Raw genomic sequence first — 26316 nt, 5'->3', positions numbered from 1 at the left:
TCATGCCTGCACGACGGAGACCCATCGTCAACTGACGACGCGGCGGTAGATGCTCATGGCTACGCCGTATGCGACGACGAGGAGGCCGGCGCACCAGGCGAGGGCGACCCATATGTCGCCAGCGACCTGCTGCTCGGCGAACAGGTCGCGGATCGTGTTGACGATGGCGGTCACCGGCTGGTTCTCGGCGAAGGCGCGTACCGGGCCGGGCATGCTCTGCGTGGGGACGAAGGCCGAGCTGATGAACGGCAGGAAGATTAGCGGGTAGGAAAATGCGCTCGCACCGTCCACGGACTTCGCGGTGAGGCCCGGGATCACGGCGAGCCAGGTCAGGGCCAGCGTGAAGAGCATCACGATGCCGGCGACCGCGAGCCAGGCCAGCGCGCCGGCGCCCGAACGGAAGCCCATGGCCAGGGCGACCAGCACCACCACCACCAGGGAGATGAGGTTGGCGACCAGCGAGGTCAGCACGTGCGCCCACAGCACGGACGAGCGTGCGACCGGCATGGATTGGAACCGCTCGAAGATCCCGCTCTTCATGTCCAGGAAGAGCCGGTACGCGGTGTAGGAGATGCCCGAGGCGACGGTGATGAGCAGGATGCCGGGCAGCAGGTAGTTGACGTAGCTGTCCGAGCCGGTCTGGATCGCGCCGCCGAGCACGTAGACGAACAGCAGCATGAAGGCGATTGGCATGATCGCGGTGGTGATGATGGTGTCCGGGCTGCGGCTGATGTGGCGCAGGGACCGCCCCAGCAGGACGGCGGTGTCGCCGAAGAAGTGCCTGTTCATCGAGGGTCCTTAACTGCTTGTGCCGTCTGGCTGGGGACGCCTGCTGTGCCGTCGTCGCCGACGATGGCGAGGAAGACGTCCTCGAGGGTCGGCTGCTTCTCGACGTACTCGACCGTGGCCGCCGGAAGCAGCTGCTTGAGTTCGCCGAGAGTTCCGTTGGCGATGATGCGCCCATGGTGCAGGATCGCGATCCGGTCGGCGAGCTGTTCGGCCTCGTCGAGGTACTGCGTGGTGAGCAGCACTGTCGTGCCCTGCCGGGCGAGTTCCCTGACGGCCTGCCACACCTCGAGGCGCGCCTGCGGGTCGAGTCCGGTCGTCGGTTCGTCGAGGAAGATCACCGGTGGGTTCCCGATGAGGCTCATCGCGATGTCGAGGCGGCGGCGCATGCCGCCCGAGTACGTCGACACCTTCCGGGTGGCCGCGTCAGTCAGCGCGAAGCGGGCCAACAGGTCGTCCGCGATCCGGCCCGGATCCCGTAGGTGCCGCAACCGGGCGACCAGCAGCAGGTTCTCCCGCCCGCTGAGGATCTCGTCGACGGCCGCGAACTGTCCCGTCAGGCTGACGGACTCCCGCACCCTCGCCGCGTGCGTAGCGACGTCGACGCCGTTGACCTTGGCCGTCCCCGCATCCGGCCTGAGCAGCGTGGACAGGATCCTCACGACCGTGGTCTTGCCCGCCCCGTTCGAGCCGAGCAGGGCGAAGATGCTGCCCCGCGTCACGTCGAAGTCCACACCGCGCAACACGTGCAGCTGCTTGTATGACTTCTCCAAGCCCTGGACCTGGATCACCGGCCCGGCTTTCTGCTGAGAATCGTTGGACATGGGCGTCAGCATGCAGGGTTGACGCTGCGTCAAGGTCAAGCCCCGCCAGGAGCGCGAGCGGTGTGCCGCTGTCACCGCACGGGTTGGCAGCTGAACCGCTGCTGTCCGGCCGCCACTGCGTGCGGGGCGGCCGGACGCCTACACCGTCGCGTCACCCTGACCGCGTTGCCCGTACACGCCGCGCGGCGTTCGCCCTGCCGCCGACCAGACATTCGAGCGCAACCCGCGCAACGCCGGCTGCCGCTGGCTCCGGCTGGTGCCGCCTGTCCGGGTGTAGAACCTTCTGCTGTGAGGCCGCCATCGGCGTAGCGGAAGCCTTGGCGGCGTTGCTGTCCCTGCTGGTGTGGCAGGTCGGCGCCCGTCGCGGGCGATTACGACATACCGCCTAGGCGGTTGCGTGTGGGTTGGTATGCCTGTGGGGTGGCGGAGCTAGCGGACGACGAACAGCCCAGCCTGGACCAGGGGCCGGCGAAGAGTGGCGAACCGGCGTCCCGGGCAGCGTCTGCGGGTCGTCGGACGGCGGGGCTCGGCCTGACGCTGGGCGCGTTGGGTGTGGTGTATGGCGATATTGGGACCAGCCCGCTGTACGCGTTGAAGACGGTGTTCACCCTCGACCGTGGCCTGGTGCCGACCGCGCCGGACGTGTTCGGGGTGATCTCGCTGGTGTTCTGGTCGATCATCCTGGTCGTGTCGGTCAAGTACGTGATCTTCATCCTGCGTGCCGACAACGAGGGCGAGGGCGGGGTGATAGCCCTGGCCGCGCTTGCCGGCAGAGTGCTGGTCAAGAGCAGCGAGAGGCGCGCCGCCACCGTGCTGGCGCTCGGGGCTCTGGGGGCGGCGCTGTTCTACGGCGACAGTGTGATCACTCCGGCGATCTCGGTGCTGTCGGCGGTGGAGGGTCTTGAGGTCATCTCCCCCGCGTGGGCGGTGGTGGTGCTCCCGGTGTCCGCGGTGATCCTCACCCTCCTGTTCGCCATCCAGCGATGGGGCACCGGACGGGTGGGGTCGGTGTTCGGGCCGATCATGCTGCTCTGGTTCGCCAGTCTGGGCGTCGCCGGCGCGGCCGAGGTGATCCGTCATCCGGGGGTGCTGGCCGGACTGTCTCCCAGCTATGCGGTCCTGTTCTTCGTGGACCACCCCGTCGTCGCGTTCATCGCGATGGGCGCCGTGGTGCTGGCGATCACCGGCGCCGAAGCGCTCTACGCCGACATGGGACACTTCGGTCGCGCCCCGATCCGCCGGGCCTGGTTCGCGATCGTGTTTCCCGCCCTGACGCTCAACTACCTCGGCCAGGGCGCGTTGATCCTCCGCTCACCCGCCAGTCGGGAGAACCCGTTCTTCCTGCTGCTACCAGACTGGGCGCAGCTGCCGATGGTCGTCCTGGCCACCGTGGCCACCGTCATCGCGTCCCAGTCGGTGATCTCCGGGGCGTTCTCGGTGTCCCGGGAGGCCATGCGGCTGGGCTTCCTGCCGCGCCTGCGCATCCGGCAGACCTCGCCTCATCAGTACGGGCAGATCTACGCGCCCGGGGTGAACTGGGCCCTGTTCGCGGCAGTCCTGCTGGTGGTGTTTGCGTTCGGCTCATCCACGAACCTCGCCGCCGCGTACGGGGTGGCGGTCACCGGCACGTTCCTGATCACCACGACCTTGTTCCTCGTCGTCGCGCGGGTCCAGTGGCACTGGAGCGCGCGGCGGCTGGTGCTGTTCGGGGTCGTCTTCGGCATCCTCGAGCTGACCTTCTTCACCGCGAACCTCGCCAAGGTCACCCACGGCGGTTGGCTGACGCTGCTCATCGCGATCGTCCTGTTCACGCTCCTGCTGACCTGGCGGCGCGGAGCCAAACTGGTCACCGCCCGGCGCATCGAGCGCGAAGGCCCCCTGCGGGACTTCATCGACGGCCTGCACGCCGCGAACACCCTGCGGGTGCCGGGCACCGCCGTGTTCCCCCACCCGAACAAGGAGACCACTCCCCTGGCGCTGCGGGCGAACGTCGCGCACAACCACGTACGCCACGAGAAGATCGTCATTGTCACGGGTAGCACCGCAAACGTCCCCCACATCCCGTGGGATCAGCGCCTGACCATCGACGATCTCGGCGACCCGGACGACGGCATCATCCACATCACCGCCGTCTTCGGCTTCCAGGACCCCACCGACTTCCCCGAGGTCCTGCGCCGCTGCGCCACCCACCCCCTCGCCGAAGGAATCGACTGCGACCAGGTCTCCTATTTCGTCTCGCGGATCACGCTGCGCTGCACCCGGAGCCCGGGAATGGCCACCTGGCGTAAGCGGCTGTTCATCGCCCTAGCCCACAACGCCGCCAGCCACGCCGAGTTCCTGCACCTGCCGGAGGAACTCACCATCGTCCTCAGCGCCGAAGTCCCAGTCTGAACTCCGCCACGGCACCGGCCCTCCGAATAACACCCGACCAACAGGTCATCCGGTCGAAGCCGTCGTCTCAATCCTCGGGGCCTGCCCGGCATGGTCGGTGCCTCAGCCGCCGACGTGGATGCCGGGCCGGCGAGCCGGGTCGGGTTCGACCTTGCGGATGATCTCCCGCACGACGGGTGGGGTGTCGCCGCGGCCAAGCAGGAGGTAGCGCAGCAGGTGCGCCACCGGGTTTCCCTCGGACCACTCGAAGTGGGCGTGGGGTCGTACGCCGGTGGCGTCGCGCAGCGCGAGAAGGATCGCGGCGATGGCGTTGGGTGCGGCGGGGGCGGCGGCACGCAGGACGCGGTGCCCGCCGACCTCGACGCCGCTGACGTGCAGGACGCCGCTGAACTCCGAGGGGTCGACGACGTCGATTTCGAGGAAGAGCACGTCGGCGGCGCCAGGGACGGGGTTGATGCCGCGTTGGCCCGCTTCCTTACGCCGGTACTCCGAGACTGCGCCGGTGTCGCGGCGGTGAGCGATCAGGTGTAGCCGCCCGTCGTGGGTGAGGGACTCGGTGACGAACCGGCGGGCGATCTCGTCGAACTCGACGCGCTCGGCGCGCAGTTCGGTGGTGCGGGAGACGCGAGAGATGAGCGAGACGGTGATGATCCCAGCGATGAACAGCCCAGAGATCGCGATCCCGTCGGGCTTCTCGATGACGTTCTCGACCAGCGCGTATGCCAGCACGGCCGTCAGCGCGGCGAACCCAGCGGTGGCGGCGCGTTGGCGGCGGCCCAGCGCGGAGATGGTGACCGCGACGGCCCCGGACACCATCATCGCCAGGATGCCGGTGGCATAGGCGCCGGCCTGGGCGTCGACGTCCGCGGCAAAGGCGATCGTGATGGCGATGCTGATCAGGGTGTAGACGATGACCACGGGGCGCACGGCGCGTCCCCACTCGGGAGCCATGCCGTATGAGGGCAGGTAGCGGGGCACGATGTTGATCAGGCCGGCCATCGCCGACGCGCCGGCGAACCACAGGATAAGCACGCTGCTGACGTCGTAGACCGTGCCGAAGGCTTCGCCGAGTCGTTCGTGGGCCAGGTAGGCCAACGCGCGGCCGTTGGCCTCCCCGCCGGGCTGGAACTCCTCAGCTGGGATGAGCACGGTGGTGACGAATGTGGTGGTGAGAAGGTAGCCGGACATGATCACAGCGGCGGCGGTGAGCAGCTTCTTGGTGTTGCGGATCCGCGCGGCCAAGCGGTGGGCGTCGTTCGTGCCGTCGCCCTTGACCAGTGGCATCATGCTGACTCCGGTTTCGAAGCCAGACAGGCCGAGCACCAGTAGCGGGAAGGCGATGACCGCCGGGCCGACAATGTCGCCGATGCCCCCGGTGCCGGTGGTGAGGGCATCGGTCCAGCCGCTCATCAGCGCCGGCTCGCGGGCGATGTCGACCAGGCCGACGGCGACGATCGCGGCGTTGAGTGCCAGGAACACCGCTACCAGGGGAATCGCGATGCCGACGGCTTCGCTGAAGCCGAGCAGGAACACCCCGCCCAGGATCAGCAGTAGCACCACCGTCACCGTCACCGCGGCGGTGGTGCCGTGTGGGAAGCCGTCGGGTAGCAGCGGGTTCTCCAGCAGGTGCACCGTGGCGTCCGCCGACGACAGGGTGATCGTGATGATCCACGAGGTGGCCACGAACCCGAGCAGCACCAGGACGAACAGCTTGCCCTTCCAGAACGGCAGCAGCCGCTCCAGCATCGCCACCGAACCCTGCCCGTTCGGGCTCTCCCGAGCGACTCGCCGGTACATCGGCAGCACCCCGAACAGGGTCAGCGCCACGATCAGCAGGGTGGCCAGCGGTGACAGCGCCCCGGCCGCGAGGGCCGCAATGCCGGGCAGGTAGGACAGGGTGGAGAAGTAGTCCACGCCGGTCAGGCACATCACCTTCCACCAGGCATGCGGCGTGGCGTGCGACTTTCCGGCCTCCGGGCCCGCCGGCTGCACCCGGTGCTGAAGTAACCATCGGGTGATCGGCTTGGACGCGGGGCGCGTCGTCGCAGGCGCGTCGACGCTGTCGGGCAGGGCTTTGACAGGTGAGTGGCTGTCGCGGTGCTGCTGGCCGCGGGGCCGCGGTGTGCCGCCTGGCTTGCGTCGCGCTCTCGCGGCGGATCCCCGTTCGCTGTTCATGTTGGCTCCATCCCCGCCTGACCGCCTCGCCGTTATCCCGCCTGGTGCGGCGTGGATCGCGCAAGCAGCCGACACAGTACCTACCCGCCACCGGACTCGATCCGCCCGACCGGGGCAGACCGGAACGTAAGTGCTCACCCGCCTGTCAATCGACGAGCTGAGCCTGCTCGGCGTCGCGGAGGCGCTGTTGCAGTTCCGGGCGCGCACTGCTACCACAGCCTCGCGACACTTCCGTCCGCGATGGCTGTTGGGCAACGCGGCCAGTCCCCGCGGTGTCCGCACGCGGGCATTGCCCACCCGTGATCTCAACGTCAGGGTTGGAACCGATAGCCCATGCCTGGTTCGGTGATGAGGTGGCGGGGGCGGGCGGGGTCATCTTCGAGCTTGCGCCGCAGTTGCGCCATGTACTGCCGCAGGTAATTGGTCTCGTTCTGGTACTCGGGTCCCCACACGTCGTGCAGCAGCTGCCGCTGGCTGATCAACTTGCCGGGGTTGCGTAGCAGCTTCTCGAGCATGGCCCACTGGGTGGGGGTCAGCTTGACCCCGACGCCGTCGTCGCGGGTGACGGTCCGGTCGACCAGGTTGACGGTGTGCCGACCCACTTTGGGGGCCACAACCACGGGGGCGGCATCGGCCGTTGTCGCGGCGAGGCGACGCGTTACGGCGCGGACACGGGCGAGGAGTTCGTCGATGCCGAAGGGTTTGGTGACGTAGTCGTCGGCGCCGGCGTCGAGGGCGGCGACCTTGTCCTGGCTGCCGGCCCGCCCGGACAGCACGATGATCGGCACGGTGGTCCACCCGCGCAGTCCCCGGATGACGTCGACGCCGTCGATGTCGGGCAGGCCCAGGTCGAGTACCACCAGGTCCGGTGGGTGGCTGGCCGCGGCCTTGAGGGCGGCGGTGCCGGTGTCGGCGACCTGGACGTCGTAGCCGCGGGCGCGCAGGTTGATCCGCAGGGCGCGCAGGATCTGCGGTTCGTCGTCGACGACGAGGATGCGGATCATTCCTGCGGCCCTTCCGCGCTGGTCGGTGCGGCGGCGGGTAGGCGGAGCACCATGGTCAGGCCGCCGCCGGGGGTGGTCTCGGGGGTGATGCTGCCACCCATCGCCTCGGTGAGGCCGCGGGACAGCGCGAGGCCGAGCCCGACGCCGGTGGTGTTGTCCCGGTCGCCGAGGCGCTGGAACGGCAGGAAGACGTGTTCCCACTGGTCGGCGGGGATGCCGGGGCCGGTGTCGATGATCCGCAGCTCGACGTGCCCGGCGTGGGCGCTGGCGGTTATACGCGGCGGCTGGCCGGGTGCGGTGTGGCGCAGTGCGTTGGCGACGATGTTGACCAGGACCCGTTCCAGCAGCCCCGGGTCGGCCAGTGCCGCCGGCAGGTCGGCCGGGATGTCCGTGGTCACGTCCGCCGCGACGGGGCCCAGCTCGTCCAGGGCTCGGGGTACGGCGTCCTCCAGTCCGATCGCGGTCCGGGTCACGCCGAGCGCGCCGGTCTGTAGCCGGCTCATGTCCAGCAGGTTCGCCACCAGGCGGCCGAGGCGGTCCAGCGACTCGTCGGCCGTGGCGAGCAGTTCCTCGCGGTCGTCGGCATCGAACTCGACGTCGGGGCTGCGCAGGCTGGACACGGCGGCCTTCGCGGAGGCGAGCGGCGTACGCAGGTCGTGGCTCACCGCGGCGAGCAGCGCGGTGCGCATCCGGTCGGCCTCCGCGAGGGGCCGGGCGGTGGCGGCCTCCTCGGCGAGGCGTTCCTGGCGCAGCGCGAGCGCGGCCTGGGCGGCGAACGCCTCGACCACCCGCCGGTCGGCGGCCTCCAGCCGCCGCCCGGACAGCACGACGGTGAGCCGGTCGTCGACCGGCACGGCGGTCTCCCCCGCGCTGGGACTGCAGGGTGGAGCGTCGCCGACGCTGGCCACGACCCGCCACGCGCTCTCCTCCCGGGCGCGGGCGGGGCGCCCCTCGGCCTCGGGGGTCAGCTCGAGCACGCTCACCGCGCGCAGGCCGAACGTCTCCCGCAGCCGGTCCAGCAGCGCCGGCAGCGGCCGTTCCCCGCGGAGCACGCCGCCGGCCACCGTGGCGAGGGTCTGCGCGTCGGCGGACGCCCGCGCCGCCTCCCGGGTACGCCGGGCGGCCACGTCGACCACCCAGCTCACCGCGACGGCCACGCCGACGAAGACACCGAGGGCGAGCAGGTTGTCCGCCTCGGCGATGGTCAGCGTGTAGTACGGCGGGGTGAAGAACCAGTTGAGCAGCAGGGAGCCGCCGAGCGCGGCGACCAGCGCCGGCCACAGGCCACCGACCAGCGCCACCCCGACGACGCCGGCGAGGAAGAGCAGGATGTCGTTGGTCAGCGTGAGGTCCGGCAGCGCCCGTAGCAGCGACGTGAGCAGCGGCATGCCCAGTCCGGCGAGGGCGAACCCGAGCAGCCGGCGTCGGCGCGACAGCGCCGCCGGCACACCGGTCGTCCGCCGGCCCCGACCCGCCTGGGGATGGGTGACCAGGTGTACGTCGATGGCACCGGACAGGGCGGTGGTGGTGACCCCGACCCCTCGGGCGAACAGTTGGGCGAAGCGACCCCGGCGGCTGGCGCCCAGCACGAGTTGGGTGGCGTTCACCCCGCGGGCGAACTCCAGCAGCGCGGCCGGGATGTCGGTGCCGAGGACTTGGTGGTAGGTGCCGCCGAGGCTCTCGGTGAGGACCCGCTGCCGGGCGAGTTGGGCGGGGTCGGCGCCGGCCAGGCCGTCACTGCGGGCCACGTGGACGGCGAGCAGGTCGGCACCCTTGCTGCGGGCGGCGATGCGGCCCGCGCGGCGGATGAGTGTCTCCCCCTCGGGGCCGCCGGTGAGCGCCACGACGACCCGTTCGCGGGCCTCCCAGGTGGCCGAGATGCCCTGCTGGGCGCGGTACCGGTCGAGCTGCTCGTCGACCTTGTCGGCCAGCCAGAGCAACGCCAGCTCGCGCAGCGCGGTGAGGTTACCGACGCGGAAGTAGTTGCCCAGCGCAGCGTCGATCTTGTCCGGGCGGTAGATGTTGCCGTGCGCCATCCGCCGGCGCAGCGCCTCCGGGGTCATGTCGACCAGTTCGACCTGCTCGGCGGCGCGCACGATCTCATCGGGCACGGTCTCCCGCTGCGTGGTGCCGGTGATCTGCGCGACGACGTCGTTGATCGACTCCAGGTGCTGGACGTTGACCGTCGACAGCACGCTGATGCCGGCGTCGAGCAGTTCCTGGACGTCCCGCCAGCGCTTGTCGTGCCGGGAGCCGGGCACGTTGGTGTGCGCCAGCTCGTCGACCACCACCACCTCGGGCCGGCGGGCGAGTACGGCGTCGAGGTCCATCTCGGTGAACTCGGCGTCCCGGTAGGTGATCGTGCGGCGGGGAACCTGCTCCAGATCGCCGATCATGGCCGCGGTGTGCCGGCGGCCATGGGTCTCGACGAAACCGATCACCACGTCCGTGCCGCGCTCGGCGCGGCGCTGGGCCTCCTCCAGCATGGCGTAGGTCTTGCCCACGCCGGGGGCGGCCCCCAGGTAGATGCGAAGTTCTCCGCGGGACACGCAGACGATCCTTCCTGGTCGGGGGGCCGCTGGCGAAGTGGTCTGGAACAGCGCGTCACCGGGCGGAACGACCTGCCCCTCGGGCCTGGCCGACCCTGGGCCGGCCCGGCCCGAGCGCAGGGTGTCAGCGGGCGGGGAACCGCTCGTCGAGGGCGAGGTTGAGTTCCAGGACGTTGACCCCCGGTTCGCCCATGAAGCCCAGCGACCGGGCGGTGGTGTGCTGGTCGACCAAGCGACGGACCGCCGCCGGGTCCGTGCCACGCTCCCGCGCCACCCGGGCCACCTGGATTTCCGCGTACGCCGGGGAGATGTGCGGGTCGAGGCCGCTGCCGCTGGCGGTGACGGCGTCGGCGGGCACCGCCGGCTCGGCGGGGGCGTCGCCGCGGATCGGGGTGACGATCCCACCGGCGGCCACGTAGTCCTCACCCGGCTTCGCCGGCTCCACCGGCACCCCCTGGTACGTGGTCAGGAACGGCGTGGCCGGGGCGGCCTGGTTGACGCTGACCACCCGGGTGATCCGGCCGGTGAACCCGTCGGTGCGGAACACCGCGAGCACCGCACCGACCCCGTCCGCCGTGCAGTATGGGCGCCGCCCGTCGACGCCGTCGAGGTCACCGACGGCCTTGCTGCGCGCGCAGACCTGGGTGAGCAGGCTCCGCGTCGACTCCTGCGGGTCGGTGGCGATGGTGTCGACGACGCTCTCCGGGCCCAGGTTGCTGGCAGCGGTGGCGGTGGGGTCGTAGCCGTCGCCGGCGGCGGAGGGGCGGGACTGGAAGTAGCGCGGGACGGGGTTGCCGGCCGCGTCGGTGAAGGACTGTCCGATCAACGAGCTGCCGACCGCCTTTCCGCTGGCCTCGACCAGCGAGCCGTCGGTCCTGTGGTCGAGGCCGGGCAACCGACCGGCGGCGACGAGGGCAAGGGGGTAGGCCAGGCCGAGCAGGACGGTGAAGACCAGCAGCGCGCGTAGGGCGGCGAGGTGCTGGGCGAGCCAGGTGGGTAGGCGCATCACGAGATCCCTGGGATGAACTGGATGAGCAGGTCGATGAGCTTGATGCCGATGAACGGCACGATGATGCCGCCGAGGCCGTAGATGAGCAGGTTGCGGCTGAGCAACTTCGACGCGGCGGCCGGCCGGTACCGCACGCCGCGCAGGGCGAGCGGGATCAGCGCCACGATGACCAGGGCGTTGAAGATGACCGCGGCGAGGATCGCCGACTCGGGGCTGGACAGCCGCATGATGTTCAGCGTGTCCAGGCTCGGGTAGAGGCCGGCGAACATGGCCGGGATGATCGCGAAGTACTTGGCGATGTCGTTGGCGATGCTGAACGTGGTCAGCGCGCCGCGGGTGATCAGCAACTGCTTGCCGATTTCCACGATCTCGATCAGCTTGGTCGGGTCGGAGTCGAGGTCGACCATGTTGCCGGCCTCCTTGGCGGCCGAGGTGCCGGTGTTCATGGCCACGCCGACGTCGGCCTGGGCGAGCGCCGGGGCGTCGTTGGTGCCGTCGCCGGTCATGGCGACCAGCCGGCCGCCCTCCTGCTCCTTGCGGATCAGGGCGAGCTTGTCCTCCGGGGTGGCCTCGGCGAGGAAGTCGTCGACGCCGGCTTCGTCGGCGATGGCCTTGGCGGTACGAGGGTTGTCGCCGGTGATCATCACGGTGCGGATGCCCATCGCGCGCATCTCGTCGAACCGTTCTCGCATGCCGGCCTTCACCACGTCCTTGAGGTGGATCACCCCCAGCGCGCGGGCCGGCTGACCCTCGACGTGCTCGGCTACGACCAGCGGGGTGCCGCCGGTGCCGCTGATCGCGTCCACGAGTTCCCCGACGTGGGCGGTGGGATGCCCGCCGTTGTCGCGTACCCACTTCATCACCGCCGCTGCGGCGCCTTTGCGGACCCGGCGGGCCGGGCTTTCACCGGCATCGGGGGTGAGGTCGACGCCGCTCATCCGGGTCTGTGCGGTGAACGGCACGAAGGTGGCGTGCGGGATGAGTCCCGGTTCCCGCTCGCGCAGCCCGAACTCGTTCTTGGCCAGGACGACGACCGAGCGGCCCTCGGGGGTCTCGTCGGCGAGGCTGGACAGCTGCGCGGCGTCGGCCACCTCGGCGGCGGTGACCGTCTCGACGGGCAGGAACTCGGCGGCCTGCCGGTTGCCCAGGGTGATGGTCCCGGTCTTGTCCAGCAGCAGGGTGTTGACGTCGCCGGCCGCCTCCACGGCGCGGCCGCTCATCGCGAGGACGTTGCGCTGCACGAGGCGGTCCATACCGGCGATGCCGATCGCCGAGAGCAGCGCACCGATGGTGGTGGGGATCAGGCAGACCAGCAGCGAGACCAGCACCACCCCGGTAACCCCGGCGTCGGTGATCGCCCCCGAGTTCGGCGCGGCGGCCTGGTAGCCCTTCGAGAAGATCGCCAGCGGCTGCAGGGAGACCACCGCGAGCAGGAAGATGATCGTGAGCGCGGCGAGCAGGATGTTCAGCGCGATCTCGTTCGGTGTCTTCTGCCGATTCGCTCCCTCGACCAGCGCGATCATCCGGTCGATGAAGCTCTCCCCCGGCTTCTGGGTGATCTTCACGATGATCCGGTCGGAGAGGACCCGGGTGCCGCCGGTGACCGCGCTGCGGTCCCCGCCGGACTCCCGGATCACCGGCGCGGACTCGCCGGTGATGGCCGACTCGTCGACGCTGGCGATGCCCTCCACCACGTCGCCGTCGCCAGGGATGATCTGACCGGCCTCGACCAGCACGATGTCGCCCTGTTTGAGCTCCGGCGCCGCGACGGCCTCGTCCCGGTAGGCGTTCGCGGCGGCACCCCGCGTCCAGCCGACCAGGCGGGTGGCGATGGTGTCCTTCTTCGCCTGCCGCAGGGTGGCCGCCTGCGCCTTGCCGCGCCCCTCGGCGACCGCCTCGGCGAGGTTGGCGAAGAGCACGGTCAGCCAGAGCCAGATCGCGATCGCGATCGCGAACACCGACGGATCGGCGACGGCGAGCACGGTGGTGAACACGGCACCGATCTCGACGATCAGCATCACCGGGTTGCGCCACAGGGTGCGCGGGTCGAGCTTGCGCAGGGCGTCGGGCAGGGCGCGGAACATCTGCTCGGGGTCGAGCAGGCCACCGCCGGCCCGGTTGCCTTGGGTGGCCGGGGTGCCGGCGGTCGCCGCGTCGGCGGTGCCGTGCGGTGCCGGCGTGGACGTGGTCATGTCCTTCTCTCTCATGGTGGTCACAGCCCTTCGGCCAGCGGGCCGAGGGCGAGGGCGGGCAGGAAGGTCAGCGCGACGAGGACGACCGTGACGCCGACGACCATGCCGACGAACAGCGGCCGGTGGGTGGGCAGGGTGCCCTCGGACGCGGGGGTGGGTGCCTGGCGGGCCAGCGAACCGGCCAGGGCGAGGACGAAGATGATCGGCAGGAACCGGCCGAGCAGCATGCACAGCCCGAGCGCGGTGTCCCACCAGGTGGTGTTGACGGTGATGCCGGCGAAGGCGGAGCCGTTGTTGTTGCTCGCCGAGGTGAACGCGTACAGCACCTCGGACAGGCCGTGCGGCCCGACGTTGAGCGCGGTCGAGGCGTTGCCGGTCGCGAACGCGGCGGCCGTGCCGGTCAGCACCAGCGCCGGGGTGACCAGGAAGTACAGCGAGGCGAACTTGATCTCGCGGGAGCCGATCTTCTTGCCCACGTACTCCGGGGTGCGCCCGACCATCAGGCCGGCCACGAAGACCGTGACCACCGCGAGGATGAGCAGGCCGTAGAGGCCGGAGCCGACGCCACCGGGGGCGACCTCGCCGAACATCATGTTGACCATCGTCATCATGCCGCCGAGCGGGGTGTACGAGTCGTGGAACGAGTTGACCGCGCCGGTGGAGGTGAGCGTCGTGCCAGCGGCAAAGGTGGCCGAGTTCGACACGTCGAAGCGGACCTCCTTGCCCTCAAGCGCCGCGCCGACCGCCTGCGGCACGGTGCCGTGCCCGGACAGCTCGAAGACGTTGGTCAGGGTGATGCTGGCCAGTGCCAGGATCGCCATCACCGCGGCGATCGCGTAACCCTGCCGGTTCTGGCCGACCATCCGGCCGAACACCCGGGGCAGGCTGAACGGAATCAGCAGGATCAGGAAGATCTCCAGCCAGTTCGTCCAGGCGGTCGGGTTCTCGAACGGGTGGGCGCTGTTGACGTTGTAGAAGCCGCCGCCGTTGGTGCCCAGCTCCTTGATGACCTCCTGGCTGGCCACCGGCCCGCCGGTGATCGTCTGGGTGCCGCCGGTCAGGGTGCTCACGTCGGCGCCGCCCGACAGGTTCTGCACCACGCCGCCGATCATCAGGGCCAGCCCGCCCAGCACCGCGATCGGCAGCAGGATCCGCAGCACGATCCGGGTCAGGTCGACCCAGAAGTTGCCCAGCTCGCCGGTGCGGCGGCCGGCGAAGCCGCGGACCAGAGCGACCGCGACGGCGATGCCGACGGCGGCGGAGACGAAGTTTTGCACCGCCAGCCCGGCCATCTGCACCAGGTGGCCCATGGTCGACTCACCGGAGTACGACTGCCAGTTGGTGTTGGTCACGAACGACACCGCGGTGTTCCAGGCACCGTGCGGCACCACCGCGGGAAAGCCCAGCGACAGCCACAGGTGCTGCTGCAACCGCTGGAAGGCGTAGAGGAACAGGATCGACACGGCGGAGAAGGCCAGCACGCTGCGGGCGTAGACGCCCCAGGGCTGCTCGGCGCCCGGGTTCACCCCGACCAGGCGGTAGATGCCCCGCTCCAGCCGGGACTGCCGGGTGCCGGACACCGCGCGGAACATGTGGTCGCCGAACGGCTTGTAGACCGCGACCAGGGCCACGATCAGGGACAGAACGAAGATGACGCCGGCTGTCGTCGTGGTCATCAAAAGCGCTCCGGGAACAGCAGGGCGACGACCATGAGGACACCCAGGCCGATCGCCAGCACCAGGCCCACGGCGTTGACGTCGCTCACAGCTTCTCCACCGCCCGCACCACCAGGGCGAGCACTGCGAACAGCGCCACCGTCAACACCACGAACACCACGTCAGACACGGCTGACTCCCCTTACCGGAAACGAGTTCGCCACGACCGTCAGTCGGTCGCGCCGGGCAATCAAAGCGCCTCGGAACCTGGCCGGACAGGGGCGTTAACGCAACCATGACGCCATCGGACGGTTTCTTGACGGCCTTTTAACGCCGGCCGCTGACCAGGTGAACCGGATCACGGGCGGTGCCGGGTGACCTTGCGGCGCCGCCTCGGCGGACGTCGTTCGCCGAGGCAGCGCTGGAGGTACGTGGACGGCAGTTGGTCAGCTGGCCGAGGTCATGCTCGCTTCGTGAAGGCGGAACGCGCCCACAGGAACCCGACGAGGGCGATTCCCACGCACCAGACGACGGCGATGATCGCGTCGCCGGTGTCCGGCGCGCCGTTGAGCAGCCCGCGGAGGGCCTCGATGATCGGCGTGAAGGGCTGGTACTCGGCGAACTGCCGCAGGCCCGGCCCCATCTTCTCCGCCGGGACGATCGCGCTGCTGAAGAACGGCAGCATGACCAGCGGCACGGCGGCCAGACCCGCTGTCTCGGGCGACTTGGCGGCGAGGCCCAGCGCGACGGGGGCCTTCACGGCGGTCGCCGACGGCACCGTCGTTTCCCCGATCGGGGCGGACGCCTCCGCCACCCGGCAGCGAGGTGACATCACCTTCGTCCGCATCACCGACGGACCTGTTCTGCGGTATGCCCCGGTGTGGCGCAGCGGCGCGGAGACTCCCCTGGTGCGCGCCTTCGTCCAGGCCGCCACCGACGTCCAGGATCCGCACGGTGAGTACGTCGACCGGCGGGGCCTGGGAGACGTACTCCCAGCCGCTCGGCGATGGCGAAGGAGTCCCTACCGGCGACGTCGGACTTGTCCTTGAGGGCTCCGCCGCCGGCCGCGAGGTCGATCGGCGCCCAGTCGGTGAAGGCCTCGAAGCGCCGGATCGGCGCCCCGGCGTCCTCGGTCATGCCGATGACGACCTGCGGCGACAGCCCCGAGTCGATCGCCGCGCGGTGGGTGTCCGCGGCGATGGGCATGCTGGTGAATCCGCCGGCCTGCGCGGCGCGGACGTGCTCGACGGACGGCTTGGTTCGTACCGATCCAGACCAAAAGATCAGGTCGAGGTTGGGCTGATTGGTCATGACACGGGCCTTCCGGGAATCGTTGACAGAACGGACCTCGGCCTGGCCACCGCCGCCGCTTACCCGCCTTGGACGACCATGAACTGGCCGGCCGGCGAGCGGGCGACGGGGTCGCCGGCGGGCGGATCAGGCTGCGGCGCACGCGAGCTGCGCCTCCGCGGGTGCGGCGGCGCGCGAGCCGCGCGGAAGGATCAGGTAGGTCAGGGCCAGCCCGGTGACGCTCAGTGCCGCACCGACCAGGCCGGTCCAGCGCACCGCGCCGGCGGCGAGGATCAGGCCCCCGCCGACGGAGCCGGCTGCGGCGCCGAGGTTGAGCGCGCCGACGTTGACCGCGACGGCGAAGGTGGGGGCGTTCCCGGCGTGGTGCAGGATCATGGCCTGCAGTGGGGCGATGATGGCGGTGCCGAGCAGGCCCGCCAACGGCTACCGGGTGCCCGACATGTTCCTCGATCCGCCCGAGCACATCCGACCGATCGGCAACAAGGCCCTCGTCTTGCGGGTGGACGACCTCGCCCGCGCCACCAACCGGTTCCGGGACCTCGGCGTGACCATCGTCTGGGACCAGCTGGACCTCGGCGATGGGAGCGTCTCCACCGCCATCCGCGACACCGACGGCAACTTCATCAACGTCTTCCAGGCCGGCGCCAGCCCGGTCGGCTGAGCCAACCCCGCACCACGGGGCTGGGCCCGTACCACGAGGCGTCGCGCCGGGACCGGCTCACCCGGGCCGGTCCCGGCGCGGGGACGCGCCGCCGCCACCACCAGAGCACGCTTCCCGGAGAGGACCACCAGATGAGAAGCGCAGGCGAACTGATGCTGGCCTACGCTGCCACCATCGCCGATCCGGACGGCACGGCGGGCGCTGTTCACCGACGACGGCGCGATCGAACTGCCGTACCTGACCTCCATCGGACTGCCACCGCGCATCGCCGGGCCGGACGAGATCCGCGCGTTCATCGTCGGCCTGCTCAAGGTGGTGCCCGACTTCGGCTTCGACACCGTCGAGGTCCTCATCGACACCCCGGACCAGGCCTTCGGCGAATACTCGGTAGAGCGCCGGACCGTCACCGGCCGTCCCTTCAGCCAGATGTACGCCGGACGCCTCGTCGCCGAGAACGGCAAGATCAAGCTCCTGCGGGAGTCCCTCGACCTCGTTCGCTCCGCCCGCGCCATGCTGCCCAACGGGGTGGCCGATATCCCTGCTGATCAGTAGACAGAGTTGCGAGATCGGCTCGACCAGCACGCCCGCTCTGCCCGAGTGCATCCGGGCGGATACCAGCAGGTCCAGCAGACCATCCATGGGGAGCGATGGCTTCAGTTGGCCTGAAGGAGACGCACGTCCGGTCAGATAAGCGCGTGTCCCCGTCAGTTCGCCGACGTCCGATCACCCTCCAGCACCAAGGGAACCGGGGGGCGCCAGACGACCGTACACATCACCAGCGGCGAGGGACACGTTCGTCGGACCTTGCGTCTGCTTGCCGTATCTGACGCAGGTCGATCACGCCGATGCGCCAGGTAGGTGCCGGGTCAGCCGGCATGGCGCCGATCTTCGACGGTGTGGCTCAGCGGGTCTTCGTCGCCCGCTTGCGGGGCGGCGTCAACAGCTCGGCGATCGCGGCGATCGCGGCCGGCACGATCCGGTAGTACGCCCATACGCCCCGCTTCTCGCGCTCGAGCAGCCCAGCCTCGGTGAGGACCCGAAGGTGGTGACTCACGGTCGGCTGCGAGAGCCCGAGCGGCGCGGTGAGGTCACTCACGGACGCCTCGCCCTCCGGTGACGACTGGATCAGGCTGAGCAGTCGCAGCCGGGCTGGGTCGGCGAACGCCTTCAGCACTCCCGCGAGCCGCTCAGCATCGGCGCGCTCGATCGGCTCACCCGCAAGGGGCGAGATGGCAGGCTTCGTAATTTCCGCAATTCCCACGTCTTGCATCGTTGCAGCAACACCATCATTAGACCGTGCAACGAGGGCTGGATCACGCTGAGTTCCTCGGGAGGGGACCCTTCCCGCCGCTCGAAGCGAGGACGGCTTCCGGCTCTACACCGGACCCAACCTCGACCGCCTCGCCATGGTCAACGGATGAAACCCCTCGGGATCGCCCTCGACGAGATGCGCGACCTCCTCACCGTCCTCGAAGCCCTCGACACCGGCACCGGCACCGGGCGGGACGCCCTGCTCGACCGGCTCGACATGTCCCACACCGCCGCCACCACCCGCGTCACCGCCCTACGCGAGCAGTTCGTTACGGCCGAACGCCTTCGCCGACACCCCCCGCGCCAGACTTGACCACCACGGCGGTTCCACCACCTGAGCGCCGCCGCCCTTCACAAAGGAAGCGAGCACCTCTCGGCGGGCGGGACGTCGACCGACTTCGGTGTCGATCAGGGTTGGATTTCCGAGAGTTGCCGGCGAGATCGCGGCGCGTGGGACTTGCATCCGATACCTGGGTACAGGCTTACCGTTACCGGCATGAGCAGCGATGACCAGGCCTGGGTGCCCGAGTCGTGCACCTTGCCAACCGTGGAACGGCCGCTGCGGTTGGCCGAGTTCGACGACCTGTTCGCCACCGCCCTGCTAGAGCAGCAGCAACTGTCTCCCACCCAACTGCGGTGGCGCCTCGATCGGGACGCCGAGACGGCCGCCCGGGACCTGACCGGCCGGGAGAGCTCCTGCTGCTCGTTCTTCACCTTCACCTTCGCCGGCGACACGGACGCGCTGCGCCTCGACGTGCAGGTGCCGGCCGCGCACATTGACGTCCTCGACGCACTCGCGCAGCGGGCCGCCGCCCGCATGACGACGTGAACGGGTTGCGCAGCAGCCAGGTCGCCGCCGCAGCCGGGGTGAACCTCCAGACGCTGCGCTACTACGAGCGTCGGACTCCTCGCCGAACCAGACCGCAGCCTCGCCGGGCACCGCCTCTACCCGGCCGAAGCGGTCACCGTGCTGAAGGTGATCAAGGCCGCGCAGCGGCTCGGGTTCACCCTCGACGAGGTCGCCGACCTGCTCGAAGCAGGCCAGCACCGCCACGGCCGCCACCCGGACGCCGGGCTGCAGGCCCGCGCCCGGGCGAAGATCGCCGAGGTCGAGGCGACGATCGCCGATTTGCAGGTCATCGCCGGCACGCTGGGCGCCGCTGTCGACGCCGGGTGCGACGACCTCGTTGCGTGCGCGGGTCAGCCGTGCTACCCCATCCCGTTCGCCACCATCGCCGTAGCAGGAGTCCCCGCTGCCGAAGACCGTTGACCGGGTCCCTCACCGGGCCCGCCGGGTGCTGCCCTCCGGCCTGACGGGCCTGGCCGGGCTGGCCTGCGCGGCGTGCTGCGCCATCCCGCTGCTGCTGGCCGCCGGGGTCCTGTCCGGCGCCGGATGGGCCGTCGCAGGTGCGTGGATGCCCGGCATCACCGTCGCTCTGGCCGCGCTGGCCGGCACCGCGTGGTGGTGGGTGGGCCGCCGGCGTCTCCGCGGCGGCTGCGCCGGCGGAAGCGGCTGCGGATGTTCCACCGGGTCACCGACATGATCACGGGCGATGGGCAGGCCGATACGGTGCGGGGAATGACCGTCGCCCGCTCCATCCTGCTGTTCCTCGTCGCCGCCCTGTTCGAAATCGGCGGGGCATGGCTGGTCTGGCAGGGCTGGCGCGAGCACCGCTGCCTGTGGTGGATCGCCGCCGGGGTCTGCGCTGGCGCCGAGGCCAGGACCATCCGAGTCACCCTGGCGCCCGGCGACCCCAGCGCACCGCCGCACCGACACCCCGGTCCGCTCTTCGGTTACGTCACGCAGGGCGAGATCCTCTTCGAGCTGGAAGGGCAGCCGCCCCGGATACTCAAGGCCGGTGACGCCCTGTTCGAGCCCGGGGGCTCGGCATCGAGTTCGTCGTTCTTGCCCGCGAGGTGTCGTGCCTGCCGGTTGGGCCGGTTGACGTCGATTACCTTGATGTCTCGGCACGAACATAGGAGCATCGAACGGTTCCACCGGACCCTAACCGACGGCTGGGCCATCGCCCGCTTCTACAACTGCGAACAAGCCCGCAGGAAGGCCTTACCGGCCTTCCTGCATCACTACAATCACCACCGACCCCACACCGCCATCGGCGGCCTACCACCCATCACCAGGTTGACCAACGTCCCTGGACAGCACACCTAGTCCTGCTGGCCGAGACCAAGTTTGGATTCACCAACCAGTTGACACGTTGACTATTGGTGCCACCCTGTTGCACTTCGGCGCAACGTCAACTCTGGGCGCGTCGAGGTAGCCGGGTCGAGTCAGCACGCGACGCAGTACGCCTGCCCCCGGTGGACCGCGGGTGACCTGCCGGCGACTTTCGTCGGCCCCGTGCTCAGCGCCGCAGGAGCCGCAGCGTCTCCTCCCAGAGGATGTCGGCGTCCCTGTCGTCCAGGGCGTGCGGCAGCACGCCGCTCATGCCGTCGGAGCGCTCGGCGATGACCAGGGCCTCGTTGGCGTCCTCGAAGTAGCGGCCGGTGACGCCGTCGACCTCCGGGGAGGCGGCGAGCAGGACCGAGGTGGCGGCGCCCTGCTGCGGGGTCTTCCAGCCCGGCGGCACCTCCAGGCGGTTGCCCTGCTCGTCCACCGCGCCGACCCAGCGCAGCTGCGCGTCGTCGAGGTGTCGCTGCAGGTTGGTCATGATGCCGCCGGGGTGCAGGGCGTTGGCGGTGATGCCGTCGGCGGCCCACCTGTGGGCCAGGGCGACGGTGAACAGGATCGTCGCGGTCTTCGACTGGCCGTAGGCCGACCATGCCTCGTAGGGCCGGGCGGTGAAGTGGATGTCGTCGAAGACGACCGGGGACTGCTGGTGCGCCGAGGAGCTGACGACGACGATCCGGGCGCCGTGGGCGGCGGCGAGTGCGTCGTGCAGCCCCAGGGTCAGCTCGGCGTGACCGAGGTGGTTGATGGCGAACTGCGTCTCCCAGCCCTCGGCGGTCCTGGTCAGCTCCGGCAGGGCCATGACGCCGGCGTTGTTGACCAGGATGTGCAGCGGGCCCGTCCAGCCGGTGACGAAGGCGTCGATGGAGGCGCGGTCGGCCAGGTCGAGGTGGGCGACCCGGACGGTGCCCGGCGTGCCGCCGGCCGTGAGGTCGGCGGCTGCGCGCTCTCCGGCGGCGGTGTCGCGGACGGCCACCGTCACGTCGGCTCCGGCTTTGGCCAGCGCGCGGGCGGTCTCCAGGCCGATGCCGGACGCGCCGCCGGTGACCACCGCCCGACGGTCGGTGAGGTCGACCCCGACGATCACCTCGGCGGCGGTCGACTGGGCCGAGAAAGGGGTGATGATTCGTGACATTCCGGAACTCCTAGGGCGCAGAAAACTCTGCGATGGGGAGGTGGGATGGGATGGGTCAGACCGCAGTGCGGCGGATCAGTCGCAGCGCCCGACGGATCCGGTCGCGGAAGTCGTCCCGGGTGGCCGAGGTCGACTTCCAGGTCAGCGCGGCGGAGAAGAGCAGGTCCATCAGGTCGTCCGCGGTCAGCTCGGCGTCGAGCAGGCCCGGTGGGGCGAGAGCGCCGATGTGGGCGCTCAGCGTGCTGCGGGCCCGCTCCTGGTAGTCGTGGAACATCGAGCCCAGTTGGGGCCCGCTGCTCTCCAGCAGCTCGTTGAGGTCGCGTGCCACCTGGGTGTCGATGTACGGACCCATCAGCGCGTCCAGGCCCGCCACGATTCGCTCGTCGAAGCTCAGCGCCTGGTCGGCAAAGCGCTCCTCCATGGCCCGCTGGGCGCGTTCCATGACGCCCTGCATGGTGGCCCGGTACAGCTGCTCCTTGTTGGGGAACATCAGGTACAGGCCCGGCCGCGAGATGCCGGCCGCCTTGGCGACCGCCTCCATGGACGTCTTCTGGAATCCGTAGCGGCCGAACACCCCGACCGCTGCGGCCAGGACGCTGGCGCGCTTCGGGTCGTCGCTGAACTCCACGTTGCTCACGCTAGACAGCCTAGACACATTTTCGAAAGTTGTCTAATGCGTCAGATCACATCGGGCGGCGGCGGTGCACGCGGCTGAGGTCGTTCGGCCGGCGTTAACGGACTCACTGTGCCAACCGCAGGCAGTAAGGGTCCGCCGCACCCCCTCGATGCAGCGGACCCCGAGTTCATTCGCGAGTCGGCCAGCACCTGCTCCAACTCGTCGGTTCACCAGCACGTCGCGGGCCTTGGAACCCTCGGACGGGCCGACCACGCCGCGAGCTTCCATGAGGTCCATCAGCCGGCCGGCCTTGGCGAAGCCGACCCGCAGCCTGCGCTGGAGCATCGAGGTGGAGCCGAACTGCGAGGTGACCACGAGCTCGATCGCCTGCAGCAACAGGTCGCGGTCCTCGCTGATGCCCTCCGCGACGGGACGCTTCGCTTTTGCCGGCGGCCCGAGCACGTCTGGACGGAAGTCGGGGGTGCGCCGGCTCTTTGCAGTCTGGAGCATCGAGGAGCTGTTCCAGACCAGCAAAGGCCAGGTCGGCCTGGACCACTACCAGGTCCGCGGCTGGACCGGCTGGCACCGCTTCATCACCCGGGCCATGCTCCCCTGGCCGTCCTGACCATCCTCGCCGCCACCGCGCAGCAGCCCAACGCTGATCCGGAGATCATCGCGTTGACCGTCGCCGAGATCCGCTGACTCCTCAACGCCTTCGTCCTCGCCGCATCGCTCCCGCCAGCGCACACCCTGCACTGGTGGATCTGGCGACGAACATCCCAAGCCCGAGCCCGACGATCCCACTACCAGCGCAGACAGGCGAACTGACGTTGGAGTACTAACCACCGATATCTTGTCTGTCAGGTTGCGATGAGGCGCCGGCCGGCCGACGGGCGTCTCGTGCCGGCGGCGACATCGCGCGTTGACCCTGCTCCTCGCCGGGTGCCTTCAGGCGTCGACGTCGATGACGACCTTGCCCTCCCCGGCGCCCCGGCAACCAGGTCATGCGCCTCCCCGACCGTATCCAGGGTGAAGCGGCGCGGGTCGAGTCGTGGACGCAGCACGCCGGCATCGGCCAGTGCCGCGCCCTCGTGCAGGATCTCTCCATGGTGCTCCCGGCCCTGTCCGGTCAGCATGGGCAGCAGGGTGAACACTCCGGAGTAGGTCGCCCCGCGAAACGACAGCGGTGCGAGGGAGTGCGATCCCCATCCCAACGCGCTGACGACGTGTCCCTGGTAGGTACGCACCGCCGCGAACGAAGCGTCGAGAGCGACGCACCGCCTACATTGTCGGCGACGATGTCGAAACCCTGACCCGCGGTGTACGTCGCGACGTACTCCTCGACGCTGACGGCGCTGTAGTCGATGGGCACCGCGCCCAGGTTCCGGTCAGTGCCCGGCCAGGTGTGGCGACCGTATGGGCGCCGGGGTCAGCTGGTGTGTTGCAGCACCGGGACGATCCGGAAGTCGACCGTGGCGTGGTCGATGGTGGCGTGCACCGGGGAGCCGGCCATCTCGGTCATGATCCCCGAGGCGCTGCGCCGGCCGTCGGCGGCGGAGTCCCACGCGACGATGTCGGTGATCGTGCCGTCGTCGTCCTGCACGATCCGACGCCACCGGAAGCCGGGCTGCCGTCGCAGGTATTCGTTGATGTCGTCGTTGGCGTTGACGAAGTCGGCGCCGGTGAGGCCGGAGACGAGCCGGAACGTCGTCATCTCGAGTGCTTCGCTCATGGGTGCCCTCCTCGTGGTGTGCGATCAGCCCTGCACGGTGGACCGCATGATGATCTCGTTGACGTCGACGCTGTCGGGCTGGGTGATGGCGTAGGCGATCGCGTCGGCGACTGCCGAGGCAGGCATTCCCAGCTCCTCGGCCGCCGCGTGGGCGGCAGCACGCACCTGAGGGTCGCCTCCCCGCTCAGTGAGTTCCGAGTGGGTGTAGCCGGGGCTCACCAGGGTTAGCCGGACGTCCCGGCTCTCCTGGCGCAGCCCTTCGGTAAGCGCCCGGACCGCGTACTTGGTGGCGCAGTAGACCGCGGCCGTCGGGTCGACGCGGTACCCGGCGGTAGAGCCGATGTTGATGATGTGCCCTGCGCCGCGGGCCCGCATCAGCGGCAGTGCGGCGGCGATGCCGTACAGGGTGCCGCGCAGGTTCACCTCGACCATCTGGTCCCACTCGTCGACCCGCAGCGCGTCGAGGGTCGACAGGGCCATCACGCCGGCGTTGTTGACCAGTACGTCGATGCGGCCGTGCCGGTTGTGGGCGCCCTCGACGAAGGAGAGCACGCTGTCACGGCTCGTGACGTCGAGCTCATGGTGCTCGGCGGTGCCACCGGCGGCGCCCAGTTCGTTGACGAGTGCGGCGAGCCGGTCGACGCGCCGGGCACCCAGCACGACGTGATGGCCGTCGGCGGCCAGCCGGCGGGCGGTCGCCGCACCGATACCACTGCTTGCACCGGTGATGAGAATGATCTTCGAGCCGGTACTGTCTCCCATTGATCCTCCTGTTGTGCTTCGGGCCTGCGGCCAAGCGCCGCTGCTCAACGATGCGGCTGGTACGCGGGCCCGGGAAGGGTGAGGCTTCCTGGGTGCGCGACACCCCGGCACCACGTACGTTTCATTCGATTCAGGGCGCTCTGTCCCGTACGCCTCGACCTGCGGATGGGGCGATTCAGCGGACGGGCCAGCGAAGCCGGCAGCTGGCCCGGGATCTCAGCCAGGAGTCTTAGGCTGGTCGACATGCCCGATTCAAACCGGCTCGGGGAATTCCTCCGGGCCAACCGCGCCCGAGTGGACCCGAAAGAGGCCGGACTGCACGGGGGCGGCGACCGCCGGGTACCGGGGCTGCGCCGCGAGGAGATCGCAGTGCTGGCCGGGGTGAGCGCCGACTACTATGCCCGCCTCGAGCAGGGTCGGGAGCGCAAGCCCTCGGCACAGGTGCTCGACGCGATCGGCCGGGCCCTGCGCCTCGACCCGGACGCGCGCGGCCATCTCTTCCGGCTCGCCGGGCTCCATCCTCGCCTCGGCCCGGACAACACCCGGGACTCCGTCCACCCCGCCCTGCTGCGGCTGCTGGACGCATTTCCCACCTCCGCCGCCTACGTGCTCAGTCCCGCGTTCCAGGTGCTGGCCACCAACAGCGTGGCGGCTGCCCTGCTGTCCCCGTTCACGGGCCCGACCAACATGGCCCGGGTGCTGTTCCAGCATCCGCAGGCCCGCACCGTCTTCCCCGACTGGCCGACCCTGACCGAGAACGTCGTACACGCCCTACGACTCAACGCCGATCTCTTCCCGGAAGATCCCCAGATCCGGGCGCTCGTAACTGACATGCGACGGGACTCGCCGGAGTTCGGCGCCCTCTGGGCGGACCAGACCGTGCAGGGCTTGACCCGCATGTTCAAGGTCATACACCACCCCGAGGCAGGGCGGGTCGAGCTGACCTACCAGACCTTTGACGTCCTGGATGCTCCCGGTCAGCAACTGCTGGTCGGCACGCCTGAGCCGGGCAGCCGCAGTGCCGAGGCCCTGGCCGCTCTGGCAGCACCGGATCGGGGGGTCGCGGGCCAGCCGCCGGGGGGTGGTCAGCCACCCAAGGGCTGATGCCTGCGCACGCGGAAGTGCCGCACCCCAGTCGGAACGTGGTCGCGGCCGCCGGTCAGCACGGACTCGCGCGCTGCAACGGCTCTCGGTCTACCGGATTCCGCCCTGGGCGCGTCGCGCCGACACGTCTGCAGTGACGGCGAAGCGCGACGCGGCAATAATGCGGATTATGTGCCGCACCCCGTGATCGCGGATGTAGTAGCGGAGACGTACCCGCTGGCCTTGAGGGCTCGCGGCGCGGCCGGGTCGGGGTTGCAGGTTCAACGGGCGTTTCGACGACCGGGATGGGCATCGAGCCACCCCCAACGGTCGCAACCTCAGGGGCGTCTAGGTGCAGCACTACGCACTGGATCTCTGAGATATCGCGGAACGTCATCGTTCCATTCGATGCGGTGACCGTACAAGTGCCCAGCCAGCCGGCGGGCGTCACGCAGGTCCTGGCCCGATCGGTTACCCCGCTTTTCGGACCGGGACGGCCGGCTGCCGCGATGTCGGGCTCCAGTTGATCCGTAACGCATCGGCTTCACTTGAAGGGTGACAGTCGACAGGGCCTCTCTGGACCTGCTGGCACACTGCGTAACCGGCAATTGCCTATCGGTGGTGCACGCGATCCTCGACCGTCGTCGCCCCGCGGTGCGCCTTCAGTTGGCGAGCGGCCATGATCGCGACGACGATCGAGACGATGTACAAGACCAGCGGGAAGGCCAGCAGCCCCAAGGCCGGCCGGCGCCACTCCCACATCAGCACGGCACAGACGGTAGCGGTCCCTGCGTTCAAAGCAACGTAGAAGCGGGCTAGCCCGCGCCCCAGCCGGTATGCCCACGCGCGGTCGCCGCGCAGTCCCTGACAGGGCGAGTTCAATCGGTCGTTGCAACACCGGGCTGTTGTAGTGAGCGTAGCTGCTCGGCGAA

Annotated in this window: 24 protein-coding genes and 7 pseudogenes; 11 read left to right on the top strand and 20 right to left on the bottom strand. The window is 69.9% G+C overall.

What is annotated here, in order from left to right; translation table 11 throughout:
* Positions 1-27 precede the first annotated feature (27 nt).
* Complete coding sequence (locus ACFOW4_RS10465) at positions 28-789, bottom strand: ABC transporter permease (protein WP_377526610.1); 762 nt, start codon at positions 787-789, stop codon at positions 28-30.
* On the bottom strand, positions 786-1610 hold the full coding sequence (locus ACFOW4_RS10460) for an ABC transporter ATP-binding protein (RefSeq protein ID WP_377526608.1): 825 nt from the start codon (positions 1608-1610) through the stop codon (positions 786-788). Before ACFOW4_RS10460 ends, ACFOW4_RS10465 begins: the two co-directional genes overlap by 4 nt.
* Before the next feature lie 420 nt (positions 1611-2030).
* Between ACFOW4_RS10460 and ACFOW4_RS10455 the strand changes: the two genes are divergently transcribed.
* The gene (locus ACFOW4_RS10455; protein WP_377526607.1) at positions 2031-4001 is read left to right on the top strand and encodes a potassium transporter Kup; all 1971 of its coding nucleotides are present in this window, start codon (positions 2031-2033) and stop codon (positions 3999-4001) included.
* Between the two features lie 102 nt (positions 4002-4103).
* On the opposite strand, the gene ACFOW4_RS10450 is transcribed toward ACFOW4_RS10455, so the two are convergent.
* The 10 genes and pseudogenes from ACFOW4_RS10450 to ACFOW4_RS10405 all read right to left on the bottom strand — a co-directional run bounded on the left by ACFOW4_RS10450 (position 4104) and on the right by ACFOW4_RS10405 (position 16271).
* The gene (locus ACFOW4_RS10450) at positions 4104-6176 is read right to left on the bottom strand and encodes an amino acid transporter (protein WP_377526606.1); all 2073 of its coding nucleotides are present in this window, start codon (positions 6174-6176) and stop codon (positions 4104-4106) included.
* Positions 6177-6487: 311 nt separating this feature from the next.
* Positions 6488-7180, bottom strand: coding sequence for a response regulator (locus ACFOW4_RS10445; RefSeq protein WP_377526604.1), 693 nt, complete (start codon positions 7178-7180; stop codon positions 6488-6490).
* Entirely contained in the window at positions 7177-9729 is a 2553-nt protein-coding gene (locus ACFOW4_RS10440; RefSeq protein WP_377526603.1) for a DUF4118 domain-containing protein, read from the bottom strand. Before ACFOW4_RS10440 ends, ACFOW4_RS10445 begins: the two co-directional genes overlap by 4 nt.
* A gap of 124 nt (positions 9730-9853) precedes the next feature.
* The gene (locus tag ACFOW4_RS10435) at positions 9854-10735 is read right to left on the bottom strand and encodes a potassium-transporting ATPase subunit C (RefSeq protein WP_377526601.1); all 882 of its coding nucleotides are present in this window, start codon (positions 10733-10735) and stop codon (positions 9854-9856) included.
* A complete protein-coding gene (kdpB, locus tag ACFOW4_RS10430) occupies positions 10735-12930 on the bottom strand; it encodes a potassium-transporting ATPase subunit KdpB (RefSeq protein ID WP_377526600.1) in 2196 nt (731 codons plus the stop codon). Before kdpB ends, ACFOW4_RS10435 begins: the two co-directional genes overlap by 1 nt.
* 20 nt (positions 12931-12950) lie before the next feature.
* Positions 12951-14606 (bottom strand): potassium-transporting ATPase subunit KdpA, encoded by a 1656-nt coding sequence (gene kdpA, locus ACFOW4_RS10425; RefSeq protein ID WP_377526598.1) that lies wholly within the window; start codon positions 14604-14606, stop codon positions 12951-12953.
* Complete coding sequence (gene kdpF / locus ACFOW4_RS10420) at positions 14606-14695, bottom strand: K(+)-transporting ATPase subunit F (protein ID WP_377526595.1); 90 nt, start codon at positions 14693-14695, stop codon at positions 14606-14608. The genes kdpA and kdpF overlap by 1 nt, the downstream gene beginning before the upstream one ends.
* 350 nt (positions 14696-15045) lie before the next feature.
* Positions 15046-15333, bottom strand: a pseudogene (locus ACFOW4_RS10415) (ABC transporter permease); the annotation flags it as partial.
* A gap of 98 nt (positions 15334-15431) precedes the next feature.
* On the bottom strand, positions 15432-15896 hold the full coding sequence (locus ACFOW4_RS10410) for a hypothetical protein (RefSeq protein WP_377526594.1): 465 nt from the start codon (positions 15894-15896) through the stop codon (positions 15432-15434).
* Between the two features lie 126 nt (positions 15897-16022).
* Positions 16023-16271, bottom strand: a complete 249-nt coding sequence (locus tag ACFOW4_RS10405) for a hypothetical protein (RefSeq protein WP_377526591.1) — start codon at positions 16269-16271, stop codon at positions 16023-16025.
* Between ACFOW4_RS10405 and ACFOW4_RS10400 the strand changes: the two genes are divergently transcribed.
* The gene (locus ACFOW4_RS10400; protein WP_377526590.1) at positions 16270-16557 is read left to right on the top strand and encodes a VOC family protein; all 288 of its coding nucleotides are present in this window, start codon (positions 16270-16272) and stop codon (positions 16555-16557) included. The genes ACFOW4_RS10405 and ACFOW4_RS10400 overlap by 2 nt on opposite strands.
* 165 nt (positions 16558-16722) lie before the next feature.
* Positions 16723-17109 (top strand): nuclear transport factor 2 family protein, encoded by a 387-nt coding sequence (locus ACFOW4_RS10395; protein WP_377526629.1) that lies wholly within the window; start codon positions 16723-16725, stop codon positions 17107-17109.
* 349 nt (positions 17110-17458) lie between these two features.
* Here ACFOW4_RS10395 and ACFOW4_RS10390 read toward each other — a convergent pair whose 3' ends face one another.
* Entirely contained in the window at positions 17459-17827 is a 369-nt protein-coding gene (locus tag ACFOW4_RS10390) for an ArsR/SmtB family transcription factor (protein ID WP_377526587.1), read from the bottom strand.
* A 70-nt stretch (positions 17828-17897) separates the two neighbouring features.
* Between ACFOW4_RS10390 and ACFOW4_RS10385 the strand changes: the two are divergent.
* From ACFOW4_RS10385 to ACFOW4_RS10360, 6 genes and pseudogenes are all read left to right on the top strand, one after another.
* Positions 17898-18206: pseudogene (locus ACFOW4_RS10385) on the top strand (MerR family transcriptional regulator); the annotation flags it as partial.
* Positions 18207-18364: 158 nt separating this feature from the next.
* The gene (locus ACFOW4_RS10380) at positions 18365-18697 is read left to right on the top strand and encodes a hypothetical protein (protein WP_377526586.1); all 333 of its coding nucleotides are present in this window, start codon (positions 18365-18367) and stop codon (positions 18695-18697) included.
* Positions 18698-18844: 147 nt separating this feature from the next.
* Positions 18845-19138, top strand: a complete 294-nt coding sequence (locus ACFOW4_RS10375; RefSeq protein ID WP_377526628.1) for a MerR family DNA-binding protein — start codon at positions 18845-18847, stop codon at positions 19136-19138.
* A 309-nt stretch (positions 19139-19447) separates the two neighbouring features.
* Positions 19448-19576 (top strand): annotated as a pseudogene (locus tag ACFOW4_RS10370) (hypothetical protein); the annotation flags it as partial.
* Positions 19556-19741, top strand: a pseudogene (locus tag ACFOW4_RS10365) (cupin domain-containing protein); the annotation flags it as partial. The pseudogenes ACFOW4_RS10370 and ACFOW4_RS10365, both read left to right, overlap by 21 nt.
* A gap of 111 nt (positions 19742-19852) precedes the next feature.
* Positions 19853-20038: pseudogene (locus tag ACFOW4_RS10360) on the top strand (integrase core domain-containing protein); the annotation flags it as partial.
* Between the two features lie 193 nt (positions 20039-20231).
* Here ACFOW4_RS10360 and ACFOW4_RS10355 read toward each other — a convergent pair.
* The 3 genes and pseudogenes from ACFOW4_RS10355 to ACFOW4_RS10345 form a co-directional block, all read right to left on the bottom strand.
* Positions 20232-21191, bottom strand: a complete 960-nt coding sequence (locus ACFOW4_RS10355) for an SDR family NAD(P)-dependent oxidoreductase (protein WP_377526584.1) — start codon at positions 21189-21191, stop codon at positions 20232-20234.
* Between the two features lie 55 nt (positions 21192-21246).
* A complete protein-coding gene (locus ACFOW4_RS10350; protein ID WP_377526583.1) occupies positions 21247-21828 on the bottom strand; it encodes a TetR/AcrR family transcriptional regulator in 582 nt (193 codons plus the stop codon).
* 170 nt (positions 21829-21998) lie between these two features.
* Positions 21999-22323, bottom strand: a pseudogene (locus ACFOW4_RS10345) (DNA translocase FtsK); the annotation flags it as partial.
* Between ACFOW4_RS10345 and ACFOW4_RS10340 the strand changes: the two are divergent.
* Positions 22289-22432, top strand: coding sequence for a hypothetical protein (locus ACFOW4_RS10340; RefSeq protein ID WP_377526630.1), 144 nt, complete (start codon positions 22289-22291; stop codon positions 22430-22432). The pseudogene ACFOW4_RS10345 and the gene ACFOW4_RS10340 sit on opposite strands and share 35 nt — an antisense overlap.
* A gap of 235 nt (positions 22433-22667) precedes the next feature.
* Here ACFOW4_RS10340 and ACFOW4_RS10335 read toward each other — a convergent pair.
* From ACFOW4_RS10335 to ACFOW4_RS10325, 3 genes and pseudogenes are all read right to left on the bottom strand, one after another.
* A pseudogene (locus ACFOW4_RS10335) lies at positions 22668-23060 on the bottom strand (hypothetical protein); the annotation flags it as partial.
* A 176-nt stretch (positions 23061-23236) separates the two neighbouring features.
* Entirely contained in the window at positions 23237-23539 is a 303-nt protein-coding gene (locus ACFOW4_RS10330) for a hypothetical protein (protein WP_112583147.1), read from the bottom strand.
* A 24-nt stretch (positions 23540-23563) separates the two neighbouring features.
* Complete coding sequence (locus ACFOW4_RS10325; RefSeq protein ID WP_377526581.1) at positions 23564-24301, bottom strand: SDR family oxidoreductase; 738 nt, start codon at positions 24299-24301, stop codon at positions 23564-23566.
* Positions 24302-24544: 243 nt separating this feature from the next.
* Between ACFOW4_RS10325 and ACFOW4_RS10320 the strand changes: the two genes are divergently transcribed.
* Positions 24545-25405: a helix-turn-helix transcriptional regulator gene (locus tag ACFOW4_RS10320; RefSeq protein WP_377526579.1), complete on the top strand. Its 861-nt coding sequence runs from the start codon at positions 24545-24547 to the stop codon at positions 25403-25405.
* A 591-nt stretch (positions 25406-25996) separates the two neighbouring features.
* Here ACFOW4_RS10320 and ACFOW4_RS10315 read toward each other — a convergent pair.
* A complete protein-coding gene (locus ACFOW4_RS10315) occupies positions 25997-26152 on the bottom strand; it encodes a hypothetical protein (protein ID WP_377526578.1) in 156 nt (51 codons plus the stop codon).
* Positions 26153-26316: the final 164 nt, after the last annotated feature.

The sequence above is a fragment of the Micromonospora sp. GCM10011542 genome (genome assembly GCF_042650685.1).
In the GTDB taxonomy this organism is placed as follows: domain Bacteria; phylum Actinomycetota; class Actinomycetes; order Mycobacteriales; family Micromonosporaceae; genus Micromonospora.
This window is presented reverse-complemented; position numbering and strand designations above follow the sequence as displayed.